This is a genomic window from Mycolicibacterium monacense, assembly GCF_010731575.1.
Classification (GTDB): Bacteria; Actinomycetota; Actinomycetes; order Mycobacteriales; family Mycobacteriaceae; genus Mycobacterium; species Mycobacterium monacense.
In genome coordinates this window covers 1,354,394-1,373,197 of record NZ_AP022617.1, presented here as the reverse complement: position 1 = coordinate 1,373,197, position 18,804 = coordinate 1,354,394, and the positions used below count along the sequence as shown (strand labels likewise).

16 protein-coding genes and 1 pseudogene are annotated in these 18,804 nt (G+C 69.7%); 7 read left to right on the top strand and 10 right to left on the bottom strand.

Annotation, left to right across the window (positions count from 1 at the left end; translation table 11 throughout):
• Positions 1 to 6: 6 nt before the first annotated feature.
• The gene (locus tag G6N49_RS06540) at positions 7 to 1,800 is read left to right on the top strand and encodes an AMP-dependent synthetase/ligase (protein WP_011856054.1); all 1,794 of its coding nucleotides are present in this window, start codon (positions 7 to 9) and stop codon (positions 1,798 to 1,800) included.
• Here the strand turns inward: G6N49_RS06540 and speB are convergent.
• Complete coding sequence (speB, locus tag G6N49_RS06535; RefSeq protein ID WP_179967735.1) at positions 1,797 to 2,753, bottom strand: agmatinase; 957 nt, start codon at positions 2,751 to 2,753, stop codon at positions 1,797 to 1,799. The genes G6N49_RS06540 and speB overlap by 4 nt on opposite strands.
• A 94-nt stretch (positions 2,754 to 2,847) precedes the next feature.
• Here speB and G6N49_RS06530 point away from each other — a divergent pair, with 94 nt between their 5' ends.
• A complete protein-coding gene (locus G6N49_RS06530; RefSeq protein ID WP_235679495.1) occupies positions 2,848 to 4,356 on the top strand; it encodes a PucR family transcriptional regulator in 1,509 nt (502 codons plus the stop codon).
• Here G6N49_RS06530 and G6N49_RS06525 read toward each other — a convergent pair.
• From G6N49_RS06525 to G6N49_RS06510, 4 genes are all read right to left on the bottom strand, one after another.
• Positions 4,353 to 5,480: a glycosyltransferase family 4 protein gene (locus G6N49_RS06525; protein WP_011856057.1), complete on the bottom strand. Its 1,128-nt coding sequence runs from the start codon at positions 5,478 to 5,480 to the stop codon at positions 4,353 to 4,355. The genes G6N49_RS06530 and G6N49_RS06525 overlap by 4 nt on opposite strands.
• An 11-nt stretch (positions 5,481 to 5,491) precedes the next feature.
• Positions 5,492 to 6,322: a M48 family metalloprotease gene (locus G6N49_RS06520; protein WP_011856058.1), complete on the bottom strand. Its 831-nt coding sequence runs from the start codon at positions 6,320 to 6,322 to the stop codon at positions 5,492 to 5,494.
• A gap of 3 nt (positions 6,323 to 6,325) precedes the next feature.
• The gene (gene ripC, locus G6N49_RS06515) at positions 6,326 to 7,444 is read right to left on the bottom strand and encodes a peptidoglycan hydrolase RipC (RefSeq protein ID WP_011856059.1); all 1,119 of its coding nucleotides are present in this window, start codon (positions 7,442 to 7,444) and stop codon (positions 6,326 to 6,328) included.
• Positions 7,445 to 7,596: 152 nt separating this feature from the next.
• Complete coding sequence (locus tag G6N49_RS06510) at positions 7,597 to 7,881, bottom strand: hypothetical protein (protein ID WP_011856060.1); 285 nt, start codon at positions 7,879 to 7,881, stop codon at positions 7,597 to 7,599.
• A gap of 122 nt (positions 7,882 to 8,003) precedes the next feature.
• Between G6N49_RS06510 and G6N49_RS06505 the strand changes: the two are divergent.
• Positions 8,004 to 9,833, top strand: a pseudogene (locus tag G6N49_RS06505) (DEDD exonuclease domain-containing protein); the annotation flags it as partial.
• Here the strand turns inward: G6N49_RS06505 and trpD are convergent.
• The gene (gene trpD / locus G6N49_RS29260) at positions 9,771 to 10,844 is read right to left on the bottom strand and encodes an anthranilate phosphoribosyltransferase (RefSeq protein ID WP_011856062.1); all 1,074 of its coding nucleotides are present in this window, start codon (positions 10,842 to 10,844) and stop codon (positions 9,771 to 9,773) included. The pseudogene G6N49_RS06505 and the gene trpD sit on opposite strands and share 63 nt — an antisense overlap.
• A gap of 102 nt (positions 10,845 to 10,946) precedes the next feature.
• Here trpD and ctaE point away from each other — a divergent pair, with 102 nt between their 5' ends.
• The 4 genes from ctaE to qcrB are packed head-to-tail and all read left to right on the top strand — an operon-like array spanning position 10,947 to position 15,332.
• On the top strand, positions 10,947 to 11,558 hold the full coding sequence (ctaE, locus tag G6N49_RS06495) for an aa3-type cytochrome oxidase subunit III (RefSeq protein ID WP_011768286.1): 612 nt from the start codon (positions 10,947 to 10,949) through the stop codon (positions 11,556 to 11,558).
• A gap of 56 nt (positions 11,559 to 11,614) precedes the next feature.
• Entirely contained in the window at positions 11,615 to 12,418 is an 804-nt protein-coding gene (gene qcrC / locus G6N49_RS06490) for a cytochrome bc1 complex diheme cytochrome c subunit (protein ID WP_085975410.1), read from the top strand.
• The gene (gene qcrA / locus G6N49_RS06485) at positions 12,415 to 13,659 is read left to right on the top strand and encodes a cytochrome bc1 complex Rieske iron-sulfur subunit (RefSeq protein WP_011560676.1); all 1,245 of its coding nucleotides are present in this window, start codon (positions 12,415 to 12,417) and stop codon (positions 13,657 to 13,659) included. Before qcrC ends, qcrA begins: the two co-directional genes overlap by 4 nt.
• Complete coding sequence (qcrB, locus tag G6N49_RS06480; protein WP_011856063.1) at positions 13,656 to 15,332, top strand: cytochrome bc1 complex cytochrome b subunit; 1,677 nt, start codon at positions 13,656 to 13,658, stop codon at positions 15,330 to 15,332. Before qcrA ends, qcrB begins: the two co-directional genes overlap by 4 nt.
• A 175-nt stretch (positions 15,333 to 15,507) precedes the next feature.
• Here the strand turns inward: qcrB and G6N49_RS06475 are convergent, their stop codons facing one another.
• The 4 genes from G6N49_RS06475 to ctaC all read right to left on the bottom strand — a co-directional run bounded on the left by G6N49_RS06475 (position 15,508) and on the right by ctaC (position 18,706).
• On the bottom strand, positions 15,508 to 16,155 hold the full coding sequence (locus G6N49_RS06475; RefSeq protein WP_011560678.1) for a DUF2561 family protein: 648 nt from the start codon (positions 16,153 to 16,155) through the stop codon (positions 15,508 to 15,510).
• The gene (locus G6N49_RS06470) at positions 16,155 to 17,048 is read right to left on the bottom strand and encodes an MmpS family transport accessory protein (RefSeq protein ID WP_011560679.1); all 894 of its coding nucleotides are present in this window, start codon (positions 17,046 to 17,048) and stop codon (positions 16,155 to 16,157) included. The genes G6N49_RS06475 and G6N49_RS06470 overlap by 1 nt, the downstream gene beginning before the upstream one ends.
• Positions 17,049 to 17,218: 170 nt before the next feature.
• A complete protein-coding gene (locus G6N49_RS06465) occupies positions 17,219 to 17,638 on the bottom strand; it encodes a cytochrome c oxidase subunit 4 (protein ID WP_011560680.1) in 420 nt (139 codons plus the stop codon).
• Positions 17,639 to 17,647: 9 nt separating this feature from the next.
• Positions 17,648 to 18,706: an aa3-type cytochrome oxidase subunit II gene (gene ctaC, locus G6N49_RS06460; protein ID WP_011560681.1), complete on the bottom strand. Its 1,059-nt coding sequence runs from the start codon at positions 18,704 to 18,706 to the stop codon at positions 17,648 to 17,650.
• Positions 18,707 to 18,804 lie beyond the last annotated feature (98 nt).

Sequence of the window (18,804 nt, the reverse complement as noted above, 5' to 3'; positions counted from 1 at the left end):
GAGGCCGTGCCTGAGTTCAGTGTGCCTGCACCGTTCACGGTGGGTGAGCGCGACACCGTCGTCAGCGCCGTATTCGACCACGAGCGCGACGACCCCGACCACGTCATCTTCCGCCGGTTGGTCGACGGTGACTGGACGGACGTGACATGCGGCCAGGCTGCCGCCCAGATCCGTTCGGTCGCACTGGGTTTGATCGCGTCGGGGGTACAGCCCGGGGATCGCGTCGCGCTGCTGTCGGCGACCCGCTACGAGTGGCCGATCATCGACTTCGCGATCCTGGCCGTCGGCGCGCTGACCGTCCCGATCTACGAGACGTCGTCTGCCGAGCAGGTCCGCTGGGTGCTCTCCGACTCCGGCGCGGTGCTGGCGATCGTCGAGAACGACGCCCACGCCGACAGGGTCGAACAACTGCGGGCCGACCTGCCTGAACTGCGGACGGTGCTGCGCATCGAGGGTTCGGGCACCGGTGCGATCGACGCGCTGGCCGAGGCCGGCCGGGACGTGGCGCCGGCCGAACTCGACGACCGGCTGGCCGGCATCCGGTCCGCCGAACCGGCCACCATGATCTACACCTCGGGCACCACCGGCAGGCCGAAGGGCTGCCAGCTCACCCACGCCAACCTGGTCTTCGAGATCCGCGGCGCCAAGAGCTGCTTCCCGACCCAGCTCACCAAGGGTGAGCGGATGCTGGTGTTCCTGCCGCTGGCCCACGTGCTGGCCCGCGCGATCACGATCGCCGCATTCGCCAACAAGGTCACCCTCGGGTTCACCAGCGACATCAAGAACCTCGTTCCGACGTTCGGGGTGTTCAAGCCGACGCTGGTGGTGTCGGTGCCGCGGGTGTTCGAGAAGGTCTACAACACCGCCGAACAGAACGCCCGCAACGACGGTAAGGGTCGCATCTTCGACATCGCCGCGGCGACGGCGATCGAGTACAGCCAGGCCGAGGGCGGCCCGGGGTTGCTGCTTCGGGCCAAGCACGCGGTGTTCGACCGGCTCGTCTACGGCAAGCTTCGCGCTGCGCTCGGCGGCGAGTGCCGCGCCGCGATCTCGGGCGGCGCGCCGCTGGGCGCCCGCCTCGGCCACTTCTACCGCGGCGTCGGGCTGACCATCTACGAGGGGTACGGGCTGACCGAGACCAGTGCCGCCATCACCGTCAACCGGGTCGACGACATCAAGATCGGTTCGGTGGGCAAGCTGTTGCCGGGCAACAGCATGCGGCTCGGCGACGACGACGAGCTGCTGGTGTCCGGCGGCGTGGTGTTCGGCGGCTACTGGCGCAACGAGGAGGAGACCGCGAAGGCCTTCACCGACGGGTGGTTCCACACCGGTGACCTCGGCGCGATCGACGACGACGGCTTCCTCACGATCATCGGGCGCAAGAAGGAGATCATCGTGACCGCCGGCGGCAAGAACGTCGCCCCGGCCGTCATGGAGGACCAGTTGCGCGCCCATCCGCTGATCAGCCAGGCGATGGCCGTCGGTGACGCCCGGCCGTTCGTGGGCGCGTTGATCACCATCGACCCCGAGGCATTCGAGGGCTGGAAACAGCGCAACGGCAAGGACAGCGGTGCGTCGGTCGGCGACCTCGCCACCGACCCCGACCTGCTCTCCGAGATCGACACCGCGGTCAAGGAGGCCAACCAGGCGGTGTCGAAGGCCGAGGCGATCCGCAAGTTCCGCATCCTGCCGGTGGACTTCACCGAGGACACCGGTGAGCTCACCCCCACGCTGAAGGTCAAGCGCGCGGTGGTCGCCGAGAAGTTCGCCGACCACATCGAGGCGCTCTACACCGGTTAGCCCGCACCTCCGGCGACCATCAGCGACACCAGGTCGAATACGACGGTCGCGGCTGCGACACAGGTGATCTCGGCGTGGTCGTAGGCGGGCGCCACCTCCACCACATCACCACCGACGATGTTGAGCCCGTGCAACCGCCGCAGCATGCGCAGCAGTTCCCTGGCGGTGAGGCCCCCGGATTCCGGGGTGCCGGTGCCGGGGGCGAACGCCGGGTCGAGCACGTCGATGTCGACGGACAGATACACCGGCGCGTCCCCGACCCGGCGGCGCACGGTGTCGACCGCGGCGTCGATCCCGATCACGTCCAGGTCGCCCGCCCGGATGATCTTGAATCCCATCTCCGCGTCCTCATGCAGGTCGATCTGGTCGTAGATGGGTCCTCGGATACCGACGTGGATGGAGTGGTCCTCGACCAGCAGGCCTTCCTCGAACGCCCGACGGAAGATCGTGCCGTGCGTGACCGGGGCGTTGAAGTAGGTGTCCCAGGTGTCGAGGTGGGCATCGAAGTGCACCAGGGCCACCGGGCCGTGCACCGCGTGCAGCGCGCGCAGGTTGGGCAGCGCGATGGTGTGGTCGCCGCCGATGGCCACGATCCGGCGGGACCCGCCGCCGAGGATGTCGGCGGCGTGGTTCTGGATCTGGCGGCAGGCCTCGGCGATGTCGTAGGGGGTGACGGTGACGTCACCGGCGTCGACGACCTGCACCCGTTCCAGCGGCGCGACCCCGAGTTCGACGTGGTACCCGGGGCGCAGCGTGCGCGCGGCCTGGCGCACCCCCATGGGTCCGAAGCGCGCACCGGGCCGGTATGACGTGCCGCCGTCGAACGGGACACCGAGGATCGCGATGTCGTAGTCACTGACCTCCCCGATGTCGGCGATGCGGGCGAAGGTGCTCTTGCCGGCGTAGCGGGGCACCTCGGTGGCGGGCACGGCGCCCAGGATGTGTCCGGTCATGGACCTCAGCCTGCGGCCGGCACCGATGCGTGTCGCGTCGACGTTTGACACAATCCGGCCATGAAGTTTGAGCGTCTGCACAAACGGGTCGAGTGTGACGCTCACTGTCGCTGACCTCGTCGAGATGCCCCACCTCGGTCTCGGCGTGCTGTCGGGGGCGGCCGGCCTGGACCGGGCGGTGTCCTGGACCCACACCTCGGACCTGCCCGAACCCTGGCGCTGGATCACCGGCGGTGAACTGCTGATGACGAACGGCCTGTCGTTCCCGAAATCGGCCGCCGACCAGGAGACGCTGCTCACCCGCCTCGACGAGTCCGGGGTGGCGGGCCTGGCGATCGGCGACAAGATGTACTGCCCGCGGTTGACGCAGCGGTTCACCCGCTGCAGCGACCGGCTGGGCTTCCCCGTTCTGCAGATCCGTTATCCCCTACCGTTCGTGGCGATTTCGCGGGCGGTCGCCGAAGCGACGTTGCTCGATCAGTCCAGCCGGTTGTCCCGCACCGTGCGGATCTACGATCTGCTGCGCCGCCACATCGGAAGCGCCTCCAGCTCAGCGGATCTCGTCGCAGCGCTGGCGCGGGAGTTGGGTTGCCAGCTGCACGTCTGCGACCGCCGCACCGGCGACCCCTGGTTTCCGCAGACGCCGCCACTCGACCCGGTGCTGCGGCAGGCGGTTGTGGGACTGTCGGACTCGTCGACCAATGTGGCGGCTGGAGTGTACGGACTCCCGGGCGATGGTGCGCGACAGGCGATGCTCACCGACATCGCGCGCCACCCCGATGTCGCGCTGGTGGTGATCCCGCGCGCCGCCGACCGGGTGGACCCGATTCGCCTGCAGCACATCGCAACCGTGATCAGCCTCGAACTGTCCGAGGTGCAGTCGGTCCTCGAACACGACCGGCGCGAACGCGCCGCGCTACTGGAACGCCTGCTCGAGAACCGCGTCGACCGGCACGCGGTCGAGTCGCGGCTGGGCGAACTGCACCTCGACCCCGCCCGCACCGTACTCGTCGCGGCCCGCAACAGCGACGAAGCGCGGGCGCTGACCGTTCATAATTCGTTGTGGCGCAACGATATTACTTATCTGTGCACGCTTCGGGAAGGTCTGCTGTACGCACTGGTGCCGGACCGGTCGGGATTCGAGGCCGTGCTGTCGCGGGCGCTGGGACCGTCGGCGCGGATCGGCGTGAGCGCGCGGCTCGACTCCATCAGCCGGTTCCCCGAGGCGGTCCGCGAAGCCTCGTGGGCGTGTTCGCTGGCGGGCCGGCGCGGGATCCCGATCTCGCGGTACGGCAGCGAGGAACCGTGGCTGGGCCTGTCGAACGTCGGCGATGCGCAGGCCCTCGTCGACCGGGTCCTCACCCCGCTGCGCACCTACGACGAACAGCACCACTCCAATCTGGTCGCCACACTCGAGGCGTATCTTCGCCACCAGCGGTCGCTGCAGCTGACGGCGACGGCGCTGTGCGTGCACCGCCAGACCGTGCTCTACCGGATGAAACGCGTCGCGGATCTGACCGGGCTCAACCTCGCCGAAACCGATGCGGTGGCGGCGCTGTGGCTGGCGTTGCGCGCCGCGGCGCTGCTCGACGCCGAAGATTAGAGCAGTTCGCCGAGCCGCGCCGCACGGGTGGGCCATTGCCAGTTCTCCACGGCCCACTGCCTGCCTGCGGCACCCATCGCGGCGGCCCGGTCGGGGTCGGCGAGCAGATCGCCGACCGCGGTGGCAACCGCGCCGATATCGGTGCCGTCCACGACGAGCCCGGTCTCCCCGTCCCGCACCGTCTCCGGCGCCCCGCCGGAGCGGCCCGCCACCACCGGCACACCGCTCGCCGACGCCTCCAGGTAGACGATGCCGAGCCCCTCGACGTCCAATCCGGCGCCGCGGGTGCGGCACGGCATCGCGAACACATCGCCCATCGCGTGGTGGGCGGGCAGTTCGTCGCCGGGGACCCCTCCGGTCATCCGCACGTGCTCGGCGACCCCGTGCTCGTGGGCCAGGCGTTGCAACGCGGTCCGATACGGGCCTCCGCCGACGATCACCAGCGTCGCCCCGGGCACGCGCCGCCGGATTGCGGGCATCGCCCTGATCAGCATGTCCTGCCCTTTACGGGGCACCAGCCGCGACAGGCACACCACCACGGGCCGCTCCCCCAGGCCGTAACGGGCCCGCAACTCCGCCCGCGCCAACGTATCCGGGGCGAATCGGTCGGTGTCGACTCCGGGCGGCAGGTGTTCGAGCGCGGCGTGCGGCCCGAACGCCGATGCGAACCGGCCACGCGTGTAGCGACTGACGAAGGTCACCACGTCGGTGTCGTCGCCGATGCGCCGCAACGCCGTCCGCGCCACCGGCAGCATCGACCAGCCCACCTCGTGGCCGTGCGTGCTGGCGATCACCCGGGCGGCGCCGGCGCGCCGGGCGATCGGGGTCAGCAGGGCCAGCGGCGCCGCCGCGCCGAACCACACGGTGTCGATGTCGTGGGCGGCGATGAGACCGCGCATACGACCGGCCACCGACGGTTCGGGCAGCATCAGGGTGCCGGGGTGTCGGACCACCTCGAACGTCGCCGCGCGGTCGTAGTCCGCGGCGTTCTTCCACGCCGGCGCGTAGACGGTCACCTCGTGCACACCCGCCGCCACGACATGCTCGACGAAGGCCTCGAGGTAGTTCTGGATACCACCGGCGCGCGGCGGAAAGTCGTTGGTGACCAGCAGGACTCGGGACATCGCAGCTCAGGCTAGCCCTGCGGCCAGTGTCGCCAGCCGGCCAGCACCTCGTCGAGGCCGGCGCCCAGCGTGTCGCGCACCGCGGTGGCCACGTCGGGGTGGCCGGGACCGCACGCCCGCAGATACAACGCCCGCAACCGCTCTGGGCCGTAGCGGTCGGCGACATAGGTGGCGAACCGCCAGGCCCGGTCGTAGGCCTGCGACCGGACGGCCCCCGGGGTGTCGAGGTCGCTGTCGGTGGGCAGGGCGGTTCCCGCATCCGGTGCCGGTGTCGTGTCGCGCGGTCGCGCGAGGTGGTCGGCGACGCCTTCGGTCAACCAGCGCGGCGCGTCGGCGGCGGTCTGCTCCCGTACGGCGTGGTGGAACAGTTCGTGCCGCAGCACTATCCGCAGGTCCTCGTCGGTCATCGCGGCGGCGCCGGGCGCGAACACGATGCGGTCAGCGGTGGTCGCGGCCGCGATGTCGACTCCCCCGCCCGCGAGCGCGGCGAACTGCGGGTCCGAACCCGTCGCGACGATGACGATCTCCTGGCGCCAGTCCGGCCCCCAGAAGTCGGTCACCAGCTCGGCGGCGGCCGGGAGCTCGCCGGCGATCCGGGACAGCAGGCCCGCGCTACGGGTCCCGCCGAGCGCCACGAACTGCGCGCGACGGCCGTCGGGCAGCTGGGTGTCGATGGTCGGGGTTCCGGTGGCCGTCGGCTGCTCGACGGCGACCTCGGCGGCCATCGGCGGCGCGGCCGGCGGTTGCGACCGGTCGAGCATCAGGACCGCGGAGACGAGCTCGGCCAGCAGCAGCGCGAGCAGGACCCGTCGGGGTCGGGTGGAGCCGGGCCCGGTGGCCACGAGCTAGTAGCGGCGCACGTTGTGGATCGGCGCGTTGTTCACCGGAGCGACGCGTACCGGCGTGCCGTAGGTCGACGCGTGCACCATCATCCCGTCACCGATGTAGATACCGACGTGCGAGGCATCGGAGTAGTACGTGACGAGGTCACCCGGCTGCATCTGGTCCGTCGACACGGGCTGCCCACCGCGGGCCAACGCCTGGCTGGAGTGCGGCAGCGAGATGCCCTCGTGCTGGAAGGCCCACATGACCAGCCCGGAGCAGTCGAACGCGTTGGGGCCGGACCCGCCCCAGGAGTACGGCGAGCCGATGCGGCTCAGCGCGGCCTGCACGGCGACGGCGCGGGTGGCACCGCCCGGCGGCGGCGCGATGTCACCCGGAGGGATGGCCCCGGGCGGGGCGGCCAGCACGCCGGGATCGTTGGCGGGAGGCGCCGCGGCCGGCGCCGGAACGGCGGGTGCGGGCGGAAGTGCGGCCAGCGCCTCGCGCTGGCGGGGGGTGAGCGCCTCGTACTGCGATTTGACGACGGCGATCTGGGTCTGCAGCCGGCTCTGCTTGCTCTGCAGATCGGCGCGCACCTGGGCGGCCTGTTCGGCGGCGGTCTTGGCATCTTGGGCGGACCGCGCCGACGCCTGCTCGGCGGCGGCGGCCCTGGTGGTGGCGTCCCGGAAACCCGCCATGCGCGCGGCCATCTCGCCGGCCATCACCCGCTGTACGGAGAGCTGGTCGATGAACTGCTGCGGCGAGTCGGCGGTGAGGATCGCGCTCATCCCGTCGGTGCGGCCGCCCATGTACTGGGTTGCTGCGACCTTGTTCACCGCCGTCTGGAAGGTGGCCATCTGGGTCTTGGCCTCGGCAGCCGCGGTCAGGTCGGCGGCGTGTCTGGCCTCGGCGGCCTGCTGGGCGGCCTGCTTGTCGTTGAGGTCGAGCTGCGCCGAGTGCATGGCCTCGGTGGTCTGCTCGGCCTGCCGCGACAACTCGTTGAGCTTTGCCAGCGCGTCGTCGGCCGGATCGGCCAGCGCGCTGCCGGCCAGCACCGAGGAGAACATGGCCAGAGCCGCTATCGCACTGACTGCGGGTCGCTTAAGAACACGGATGCCCCACTGCGCGCGAACGAGCCTCAAGATTTGCGTCCTTCAACTGGCGTTACGAGCCGCCTCGAACTGCTCTTAGGTCTCAGATAGGTTACGAAACGGCATCGGGCTTGTCCAACAGGAGAGCCAAATTTAACAGGTGCCAAGGGGGACTTTGTTCCGCCCGTGCCGGGCGGGACCCCTCAGGCAACGCCCGAATTGTTTTGCCGGTGAATCGGAACCAGGCGCAATCGGGGCGCCATTCCCGCCTCCGCCAGCACTTCGAGGGCGCGACGCTCGTCGACGAGCAACGTATCGGGAACCCCGAGCAGCACACTCACGACACAGTCCTGACACCCCGGACCGCGCACGGCGCAATCGTCGCAGTCGATGATCACCGTGTCCGGGTCTGTGTCCGCGTGCGGATCCGCACCCCGCGGTTGATGTCCCCGCGGTTGATGTCCCCGCGGTTGATGTCCCTGCGCCATGTGGCCGTCCTCTCGATCGGTGGTGCCCGCACGCTAGCGACGCCCACCGACACGGCCCGTCCGGAACACCGCGGCCCGCGTGGCACCGCCGCGCTGTCGGTGCCATTCCCTACGTTTCTCGCATGGGTCAGGGCAGCGTCGGTGCCGTCGGGGGCGCGGCCGAGCAGCTGTCGTTCGACATGGAGGCGCTGTCGCTGCGCGACACCACGTTCGTCGTCGTGGACCTGGAGACCACCGGCGGTCGCGCCACGGGTGAGCGTCCGGATGCGATCACCGAGATCGGCGCGGTCAAGGTCCGCGGCGGTGAGGTGCTCGGTGAGCTCGCCACCCTGGTCGACCCCGGGCGGGCGATACCGCCGCAGATCGTCTCGCTGACCGGCATCACCACCGCGATGGTGTGCGCCGCCCCCCGCATCGAATCGGTGCTGCCCGCATTCCTCGAGTTCGCGCGCGGCTCGGTGCTGGTGGCCCACAACGCCGGCTTCGACATCGGCTTCCTGCGGGCGGCGGCCGAACAGTGCGGGCTGACCTGGCCCCGCCCGCCGGTGCTGTGCACGGTCAAGCTCGCGCGCCGCGTGCTCACCCGCGACGAGGCGCCCAGCGTGCGGCTGTCAGCGCTGGCGCAGTTGTTCCGCGCGAAGACGACGCCGACGCACCGGGCCCTCGACGATGCCCGCGCCACGGTGGACGTACTGCACGGGCTGATCGAACGGATCGGCAACCAGGGCGTGCACACCTACACCGACCTGCGCGCCTACCTGCCCGACGTCACCCCCGCGCAGCGCCGCAACCGCCGCCTCGCCGACGGTCTGCCCCACCGGCCGGGGGTGTACCTGTTCCGCGGCCCGGGCGACGAGGTGCTCTACATCGGCACCGCGGTGGACCTGCGCCGCCGCGTCGGCCAGTACTTCACCGGAGCCGATCCGCGGGCGCGGATGAAGGAGATGGCGTCCCTGGCCACCCGCGTGGACCACGTGGAATGCGCCCACGAACTCGAGGCGGGCGTGCGTGAGCTGCGCCTGCTGGCCGCCCATGCGCCGCCCTACAACCGGCGTTCGAAGTTCCCGCAGCGCTGGTGGTGGGTGGTGCTGACCGACGAGCCCTTCCCGCGGTTCTCGGTCGTGCGCGCACCCCGTCACGGTTCGGCGGTCGGGCCGTTCCGGGCCCGCACGGACGCCGTGCAGACCGCTGAACTGCTCGCCCGGTTCACCGGTGTGCGGACCTGCACCGCCCGGCTCGCCCGCGCGGCCCGGCACGGCGCGGCCTGCGCCGAGCGTGAACTGTCACCGTGCCCGGCGCCGCGCGACATCGACGCGGCGGCCTACGCCCCGGCCCACCGCCGCGCCGCCGACCTCATCGAGGGCCGCGACGATGCGGCGCTGGCCGCGGTGGTCGACGGGATCGCCGCGCTGGCGGCCGTCAACCGGTACGAATCGGCCGCGCGCCTGCGTGACCACGCCGCCACGGGCATCGACGTGCTGTGGCGGGGGCAGCGACTGCGTGCGCTCGCCGACCAGACCGAGTTGGTCGCGGCCCGTCCGGACGGCAGCGGTGGATGGGACCTCGCCGTCGTGCGGTACGGACGCCTGGCCGCCGCCGGGTGCGCCCGTCGCGGGGTGCCGCCGATGCCGGTCGTCGACGCGCTGACCGCCGCGGCGCAGACGGTGCTGCCCGATCCCGCCCCGCTGGGCGGTGCGCTGGTCGAGGAGACCGGGCTGATCGCCCGCTGGCTCACCAGCCCCGGTGTGCGGATCGTGCGGTGCGAGCCCGGGTACGCCACACCGATCGGCGCGGCGGGCCGCTGGCTGGGCTGGGCGGATACGGCGCGTTCGGCACGGTTGGCCGCCGAGCAGACCGGTGCGGACGCGAGGACCAGAGAGTCGGTCCCTTCAGAGCTTCTGGGTGAACCGCACCCAACGCGCGAGCAGCTTTTCGGCCGCACCGGAGTCAATGGTCTCGGTCGCCCGGGCCAGGCCCGCCTCCCAGGCCGGCACCCATTTGGCGTCGCTGGATAGCCCGGCGTGCGCGACCAGCGCGCCCGCGGCGTTGAGCACCACCGCATCGCGCACCGCGCCCTTGGCGCCCCCGAGCACCGCCCGCACCTCGGCGGCGTTGTACTCGGCGTCGCCACCGACGAGTTCGGACAGGTGCGCGCGCTGGAAGCCGAAGGCCGCCGGGTCGAAGGTCAACCTCTCGACCGTGCCCGCCTGCACGCGCCAGATCGTGCTCGTGGTGGTCGTGGTCAGCTCGTCGAGGCCGTCGTCGCCGTGCACCACCAGCACGCTGGAGTTGCGCGATGCGAAGACCCCGGCCATCACCTCGGCCAGCTCCGCCCACGCGCAGCCGATCAGCCCGGCGCGCGGACGCGCGGGGTTGGTCAGCGGTCCGAGCAGGTTGAACACCGTCGGCACCCCGAGCTCCCGGCGCACGGCCGAGGCGTGTTTGTACGACGGGTGGAACTGGTTGGCGAACGCGAATCCGATACCGACCTCGGCCACGGACGCCGCCACCTGTTCGGGACCGAGGTCGATCCGGACGCCGAGCGCCTCGAGGGTGTCGGCCCCGCCGGACAGCGACGAGGCGGCCCGGTTGCCGTGCTTCATCACCGGCACCCCCGCGGCGGCCACCACGATCGCCGCCATCGTGGACAGGTTGACGGTGTTTGCACCGTCGCCTCCGGTGCCGACGATGTCGACCGTCTCGTTTCCGATGACGTCGGTCGGGATGCGGCGCGCGTGCTTGAGCATCACGTCGGCGAGTTCGGTGACCTCCGCCGACGTCGGGCGCTTGAGTTTCATCGCCACCGCGAACCCGGCGATCTGAGCCGGGGTGGCCGTCCCGGTCATGATCTGGTCCATCGCCCAGGCGGCCTGTCCGGTCCCCAGATTCTGTCCGGTGGTCAACCGCCCCAGGATCGACGGCCACGTGGGAGTATCAGTCACGCGCAGATGTTCCCACGCCATCCGGGAACTTCCCAAAGGTCCGCCCGATCTTCCCGTACGACACTTGTGACGATTAGGCGACCCGGGTGGAGTTCGACAACTACAAAGCGTCATACTTGCGGTGTGACGAGTGCTGTTGGGACCTCGGGAACCGCGATCACTTCGCGCGTGCATTCGCTGAACCGGCCGAATATGGTCAGTGTCGGCACCATCGTGTGGCTTTCCAGTGAGCTGATGTTCTTTGCTGGTCTGTTCGCGATGTACTTCACCGCACGCGCCCAGGCAGGCGGCGAGTGGCCGCCCCCGCCGACCGAACTGAACCTCGCGCTGGCGGTACCCGTCACGCTGGTGCTGATCGCGTCGTCTTTCACGTGCCAGATGGGGGTGTTCGCCGCCGAGCGTGGTGACGTGTTCGGCCTGCGCCGCTGGTATGTCCTCACGTTCCTGATGGGCCTGTTCTTCGTGCTCGGCCAGCTCTACGAGTACTACCACCTGGTGCACGAGGGCACGACGATCCCGGGCAGCGCCTACGGCTCGGTGTTCTACCTGGCCACCGGTTTCCACGGCCTGCACGTGATCGGCGGTCTGGTCGCCTTCCTGTTCCTGCTCGCCCGCACCAAGATGAGCAAGTTCACCCCGGCGCAGGCCACCGCGGCGATCGTCGTGTCGTACTACTGGCACTTCGTCGACATCGTGTGGATCGCGCTGTTCGCCGTCATCTACTTCGTCCGATGATCGGCTCGATGCCTCCGATGAGTTCACAGGGTCCTCAGCCGATGAGAAGGGGTTCGATGATCAGCAAGTCCCGCCGACGGTTCCGCCGGCGCCTGTCGGCAGCGGTGCTGCTGCTGGTCGGACTTGGTGTCGCGGGCGGCGTCGCCGCCACGCTGACGCCCGCACCGCAGGTAGCGGTGGCCGACGAGTCGCAGTCGGCCCTGCTGCGCACCGGCAAGGAGCTCTACGACATGTCCTGCGTGAGCTGCCACGGCAGCAATCTGCAGGGTGTGCAGGACCGCGGACCCAGCCTGATCGGTGTCGGCGAGGCGGCGGTGTACTTCCAGGTCTCCACCGGCCGCATGCCCGCGCGCCGCAACGAGGCCCAGGCGCCGAACAAGCCGGCCGACTTCGACGAGGCGCAGACCGATGCACTCGGCGCCTACGTGCAGGCCAACGGCGGCGGACCCGTCGTCCCGCGCGACGAGAACGGCGAGATCGCCAACCAGTCGCTGATCGGCGACAACGTCGCCCGCGGTGGCGACCTGTTCCGGCTCAACTGCGCGTCGTGCCACAACTTCACCGGACGCGGCGGCGCCCTGTCCTCGGGTAAGTACGCGCCCGAACTCCAGGCGTCCCCCGCGCAGGTCTATACCGCGATGCAGACCGGTCCGCAGAACATGCCCAAGTTCTCCGACCGTCAGCTGTCGCCGGAGGAGAAGCGCGACATCGTCGCCTACGTCGAGGAGTCGCGGAAGACGCCGCCTCCCGGCGGTTACGGACTCGGCGGCTTCGGCCCGACGTCCGAAGGTATGGCGGCGTGGATCATCGGCATGGTGGCCGTCATCGGTGCGGCTCTCTGGATCGGGGCACGGGCATGAGCGACGAGCGGAACGAAGAGCAGGTGACGAACACTCCGGACGGCGCCCCCAAGGGCACCGACGCACCCGGCCACGGCGGTGTGCCGGGTCAGCCGACCGACGCCGAACTGGCCGCGATGTCGCGTGAGGAACTCGTCGAACTCGGTGGCCGGCTCGACGGTGTCGAGACCGTCTTCAAGGAGCCGCGCTGGCCGGTGCCCGGTACCCGCGCCGAGAAGCGCGCCGAGCGTTCGGTCGCCACCTGGCTGCTGATCGGCGGCGTGTCCGGCCTGGCTCTGCTGGTCGTGTTCCTGTTCTGGCCGTGGGAGTACCAGCCCTACGGCTCCGAGGGTGAATTCCTGTACTCCCTGGCGACCCCGCTCTACGGCCTGCTGTTCGGGTTGTCGATCCTCGCGATCGGCATCGGTGCGGTGCTCTACCAGAAGCGGTTCATCCCCGAGGAGATCTCGATCCAGGACCGCCACGACGGCGCCTCCCCCGAGATCCAGCGCAAGACCGCCGCGGCGAACCTGACCGACGCACTCGAGGGCTCGACCATCAAGCGCCGCAAGATGATCGGTGTCTCGCTCGGTGTCGGGCTCGGCGCCTTCGGCCTCGGCACCGCGGTGGCGTTCATCGGTGGCCTGATCAAGAACCCGTGGAAGCCGGTGGTGCCCACCGCGGACGGCCCGAAGGCCGTGCTGTGGACCTCCGGCTGGACCCCGCGCTTCACGGGCGAGACGATCTTCCTGGCCCGCGCGACCGGGAACACCGGCCACGGTCCGACGTTCGCCAAGATGCGTCCGGAGGATCTCGACGCCGGCGGTATGGAGACGGTCTACCCGTGGCGGGAGTCCGACGGTGACGGCACCACCGTCGAGTCGCACCACAAGATGACCGAGATCATCATGGGTGTGCGAAATCCCGTGATGCTCATCCGTCTTCGTCCCGAGGAAATGACGAAGGTGGTCAAGCGCAAGGGTCAGGAGAGCTTCAACTTCGGCGAGTTCTTCGCCTACACGAAGATCTGCTCGCACCTGGGCTGCCCGTCGTCGCTGTACGAACAGCAGACCCACCGCATCCTGTGCCCGTGCCACCAGTCGCAGTTCGACGCGCTGCACTTCGCGAAACCCATATTCGGTCCGGCTGCGCGCGCCCTCGCGCAGTTGCCCATCACCATTGACCAGGACGGGTACCTGGTCGCCAACGGCGACTTCATCGAACCCGTCGGGCCTGCATTCTGGGAACGGAAGACATCATGAGTGCACAGAGTGGTTCCAAGATGGCCGCCAGGCTTGCCGCACAGGGAAACGCGATCGATTCGCGCTACCACCCGTCGGCGGCGGTCCGTCGCCAGCTGAACAAGGTCTTCCCCACCCACTGGTCGTTCTTGCTGGGTGAGATCGCCTTGTACAGCTTCATCATCCTGCTGATCACCGGCGTCTGGCTCACCCTGTTCTTCGACCCCTCGATGTCCGAGGTCGTCTACGACGGCGTGTACCAACCGCTGCGCGGCGTCGAGATGTCGAAGGCCTACGAATCGGCACTCGACATCAGCTTCGAGGTACGCGGCGGGCTGTTCGTCCGTCAGATCCACCACTGGGCGGCACTGCTGTTCGCGGCGTCGATCATGGTGCACCTCGCCCGCATCTTCTTCACCGGCGCGTTCCGGCGGCCGCGTGAGGCCAACTGGGTCATCGGCTCGCTGCTGCTGATCCTGGCGATGTTCGAGGGTTTCTTCGGCTACTCGCTGCCCGACGACCTGCTGTCCGGCACCGGCCTGCGCGCCGCCCTCTCCGGCATCACGATGGGCATCCCGGTCGTCGGCACGTGGATGCACTGGGCGCTGTTCGGCGGTGACTTCCCCGGCACGATCATCATCCCGCGCCTGTACGCACTGCACATCCTGCTGATCCCGGGCATCATGCTCGCGCTCATCGCCGCCCACCTGGCGCTGGTGTGGTTCCAGAAGCACACCCAGTTCCCCGGCCCCGGCCGCACCGAGAAGAACGTCGTCGGCGTGCGCGTCATGCCGGTGTTCGCGGTCAAGTCGGGTGCGTTCTTCGCCCTGACCGTGGGCATCCTCGGCCTGATGGGCGGTCTGCTGCAGATCAACCCGATCTGGGTTCTGGGCCCCTACAAGCCTTCTCAGGTGTCCGCGGGCAGCCAGCCGGACTTCTACATGATGTGGACCGACGGCCTGATCCGGTTGTGGCCGGCGTGGGAGTTCTACATCGGCAACTACACCATCCCGCAGCCGGTGTGGATCGCGGTGCTGATGGGCTTGATCCTCGGGCTGCTCACGGTGTATCCGTTCCTCGAGAAGCGGCTCACCGGGGACGACGCCCACCACAACCTGTTGCAGCGTCCGCGTGACGCCCCGGTTCGCACCGCGATCGGCGCGATGGCGATCTCGTTCTACATCCTGCTGACGTTCGCCTGCATGAACGACATCATCGCGCTCAAGTTCCACATCTCGCTGAACGCGACGACGTGGATCGGCCGGATCGGCATGGTGGTGCTGCCGGTGATCGTCTACTACGTCACCTACCGGTGGGCGGTGTCGTTGCAGCGCAGCGACCGCGAGGTGCTCGAGCACGGCATCGAGACGGGCATCATCAAGCGGCTGCCGCACGGCGCCTACATCGAGCTGCACCAGCCGCTCGGACCGGTCGACGCCCACGGGCACCCGATTCCGCTGGAATACCAGGGCGCTCCTCTGCCGAAGCGGATGAACAAGCTGGGCTCCGGCGGTGCACCGGGCAGCGGCAGCTTCCTGACCGCCGATCCGATCGTCGAGCACGAGGCACTGACCGAGGCTGCGCACGCCTCACACCGCCGGGCGCTGACCGCCCTGCGGGAGCGGCAGGGCACCAACGGTTCCAACGGCGCTGCCAACGGCGATGGCGACGGTTCGCCGAACGGCCACCACTAGAGTCCGACAGCGATACGGCCGCCGCGGTCCTCCCAACGGAGGTCGCGGCGGCCGTTTCGTATGCGCCCGAGCGCGTGGAGCCCGTCGTGAGACTGAACTCCCGCAGGCATCCACTCGCACTTTCCCTGCGTGGCTTCAGCCTCGCGCCACTGCCCGCGGCGGGATCGCCTGCGGGTCAGCGGGATTCGAGCAGTGCGCGTAACTCGCGCAGGTACCACCACGGGGCCACCGGCATCGCCAGCGTGATCACCGCGGCCAGCCCGTAGAGCACCCACGAGGCCAGGTCGTTGCCGACGGCCATCAGATAGGTGGCCACCCCGATCGCGATCATCGCCGCCCCCATCGCGATCGCGATGACCAGAGCGCAACGCAACCAGAGCTGCTCGACGCGGGCGTTGTCCCCGGCGTCCAGCCGGCTGGGCACCGGGGTCACGGCCGCGACGCTGAGCTTCTCCGTCGGTGGTTCGGCGGTGTCGGCCGCACTCCCCTCCCCCGGTGTGCGGCCCCGCTGCACGGTCAGCGGAGCGGGTTCGTCCTGGGCGTTGCGGCGGGCGCGCAGCAGCAGCGGCACCGCCGCGGCGATGACGGCGGCGGAGATCCCTATGACGCCGTACAGCAGCCAGGGGGTGTCGCCGTCGCCGGCGGCGGGTGCCGCCGCTCCGGCGAGGTCCGCCAGCGCGACGGTGGCCGCCACGCCGGTGCCCAGTGCGGTCAGCCACACGGCGCCGCCGGCGCCGAGCAGGATGCGGTCGACGTTGTCCAGGCTGTCGGGCCCGCCGGTGTCCGGCCGCGCCCCGTGCGCGGTGTCGCTGGGGTATGTCATCAGCAGCTCGTCTGCGCGGCGTTGCCGGTATTGGACGACAAGACCGTCCCATCGCTCGTCGTGATCGAACAGTTCAATTTGCTGACCAGGAACAGGCTCGACGCCTGCACCGACCCGACCTCCGACTGCGAGATCGGCGTGACGGTCAGCGACCAGGGGATGTACACGTTGCGCTGGGTGCGCCTGCGTCCCGAGGCGTCCACGTAGGTGACGGTGATGATGTCTCCGGGCGCCTTGGTACCCGTCACCGAGTAGGTCACCTGGCGGGGGCCCGCGGGTGTGGTGGTGGTCGGCGGCGGGGGCGGCGGCGGTGTCGTCGTCTCAGGCGGTGGTGGCGGCGGCGCCTCGGCCGAGGGCGGCGGAGGCGGCGGCTCGGTGACCGTCACGGTCTCCGGTGGCGGAGGAGGCGGCGGCTCGGTCGTCGGCGGCGGTGGTGGCGGCGGCGGGGGCGTCGTCGTGGTGATCTCGTCCTGCACCGGGGGCGGAGGCGTCGTCGTGGTGGTAGCCGGGGTGGCCAACTGATCGGTGTCGGTCTTCGTCACCAGCAGCGCCACCGACACCACCAGCGAGATCGCGGCGATGATCGCGGTGACACCGACGACCCACGGCCAACGTGGCGGCGCCTGCTCCTCGCCGACGTCGGACACCGGTTCATAGCTGTCGTAGTCGTACAGTGCCGGGTCCGCGGGCACATACGGCCCGCTGCTGAACTGTTCCGATTCGGGGGCGGAGTACGCCTGGGAGTAGGCCTCCGTCGCACCCGTGGCGGCGGCCGGTTGCTCGGCCGCACCGACCTGTTCGGTCGCTTCGTCGGGTGCCGAGTGCCGACCGCCCTCCCGCTCGGGCTGGTCCGGTCCCGGCGAGTCCGGCCCTGGGGGGTTCGGCCCGCTCATCTACGCCTATTCCTTCTCGACTGCGTCACCGGCGCGGGCATGCGGCCGAAACGGCTCACCGCGCCCCGGGAAACACTACCCAACGACGGGTGACCGGCGACCGTCACAGCGCGGTTCGCCGGCCAAGTGTTGCCCGTTTCGTGATCTTTCCGCCCGTGCGAGCGCCGCGATCAGTGCTTCTCGGGGCCCCAGTGGTATTCGAAGACCAGGCCGGCGGCCGAGACGAGTACGAACACGATGCCCGCGACGAGCAGCCACGGCAGCCACAGCGCGGCGCCCACCGCGGCGGTGGAGAACGACAGCGCGATCATGATCGGCCACCAGCTGTGGGGCGCGAAGAACCCGAGTTCACCGGCGCCGTCGCTGATCTCGGCGTCCTCGTAGTCCTCAGGCCGGGTGTCCAGGCGACGGGCGACGAACCGGAAGAAGGTGCCGACGATCAGGGTCAGGCCGGTGGTCAGCACCAGTGCGGTGGTACCGGCCCACTCCACGCCGCCGTTGCCGAACATCGCGGTCAGCGTGGCGTACACGACGGCCGACAGGGCGAAGAACGCCGTGAGGAACTCGAACAACCTGGCTTCGATGTGCATCGAGGAGTCCTACCTGCTCGCTTGCGGGGCCATCTCACCGCGCCGCGTGTCGAACGGCTTGGTGGTGACGGCGGTGGGTGGCTGGTTGATGGCGATCAGCGCCTCGGCGTTCGTCTTACCCGCCATGCGCTGGTTCAGGTACGCCTTGAAATCGTTCGGCGGAACCACGCGCACCTCGAAGTTCATCATCGCGTGGTAGGTGCCGCAGAGCTCGGCGCAGCGGCCCACGAACGCGCCGGTCTCGGTGATCTCGCTGACCTGGAAGACGTTGTCCGAGTTGTTCTGTTCAGGGTTGGGGTACACGTCCCGCTTGAACAGGAACTCCGGCACCCAGAAGGCGTGCGCCACGTCGGCCGAGGCGATCCGGAACTCGACGCGCTTCTCGGAGGGCAGCACCAGGACCGGGATCTCGTCGCTGGTGCCCAGCGTCTCGATCTCGTCGAACGCCAGGTAGCTGCGGTCCTCGGGGTTCTGGCCCGCGATGGCACCATGCTCGGTGTGGGCCGCTTCCGGCTCACCGACCGCGCCCGCACCCTCTTCGCTCGGGCGGGAGGCGACCGCGGCGCTGCGCTCTTCGTCGACGCCGTCGTAGTTCATCGTGCCGTCGGCGAAGTTGACCTTGTTGTAGCCGAACTTCCAGTTCCACTGGAACGCCGTCACGTCGACGACGACCTCGGGGTTGTCCTCCTTGCCCACCATCTGCTCCTGGACCACGACGGTGAAGTAGAACAGCACCGAGATGATCAGGAACGGGATGACCGTGAGGACCAGCTCCAGCGGCATGTTGTAGCCGAACTGGCGCGGCAACTCGGTGTCGGAGGCCTTCTTCCGGTGGAACGCGCTCACCCAGAAGATCAGGAAGTAGACGATGCCGCCGACGACGAGCGCGGCGATCATCGAACCGATCCACAGTTCACGGTTCAGATGCGCCTCGGGCGTAATGCCCTTCGGCCAGCCCAGAGCGAGCGCCTCTGTCCAGCTGCAGCCACTGAGCACCAGTGCTGTGGCACCCAGAACCACCACCAGTGCGGCTTTTCGTGCCACCGCCTTCAGCCCGCGAGGGGTCACGTTGGGGCCTCCTAGAAGTCCGCTAAGCCGACCGCTGTGCGGTCCATGCCACCGTTGAATACTACGCAGCGTAGACCACGCCGCGGTGGCGGTCTCGA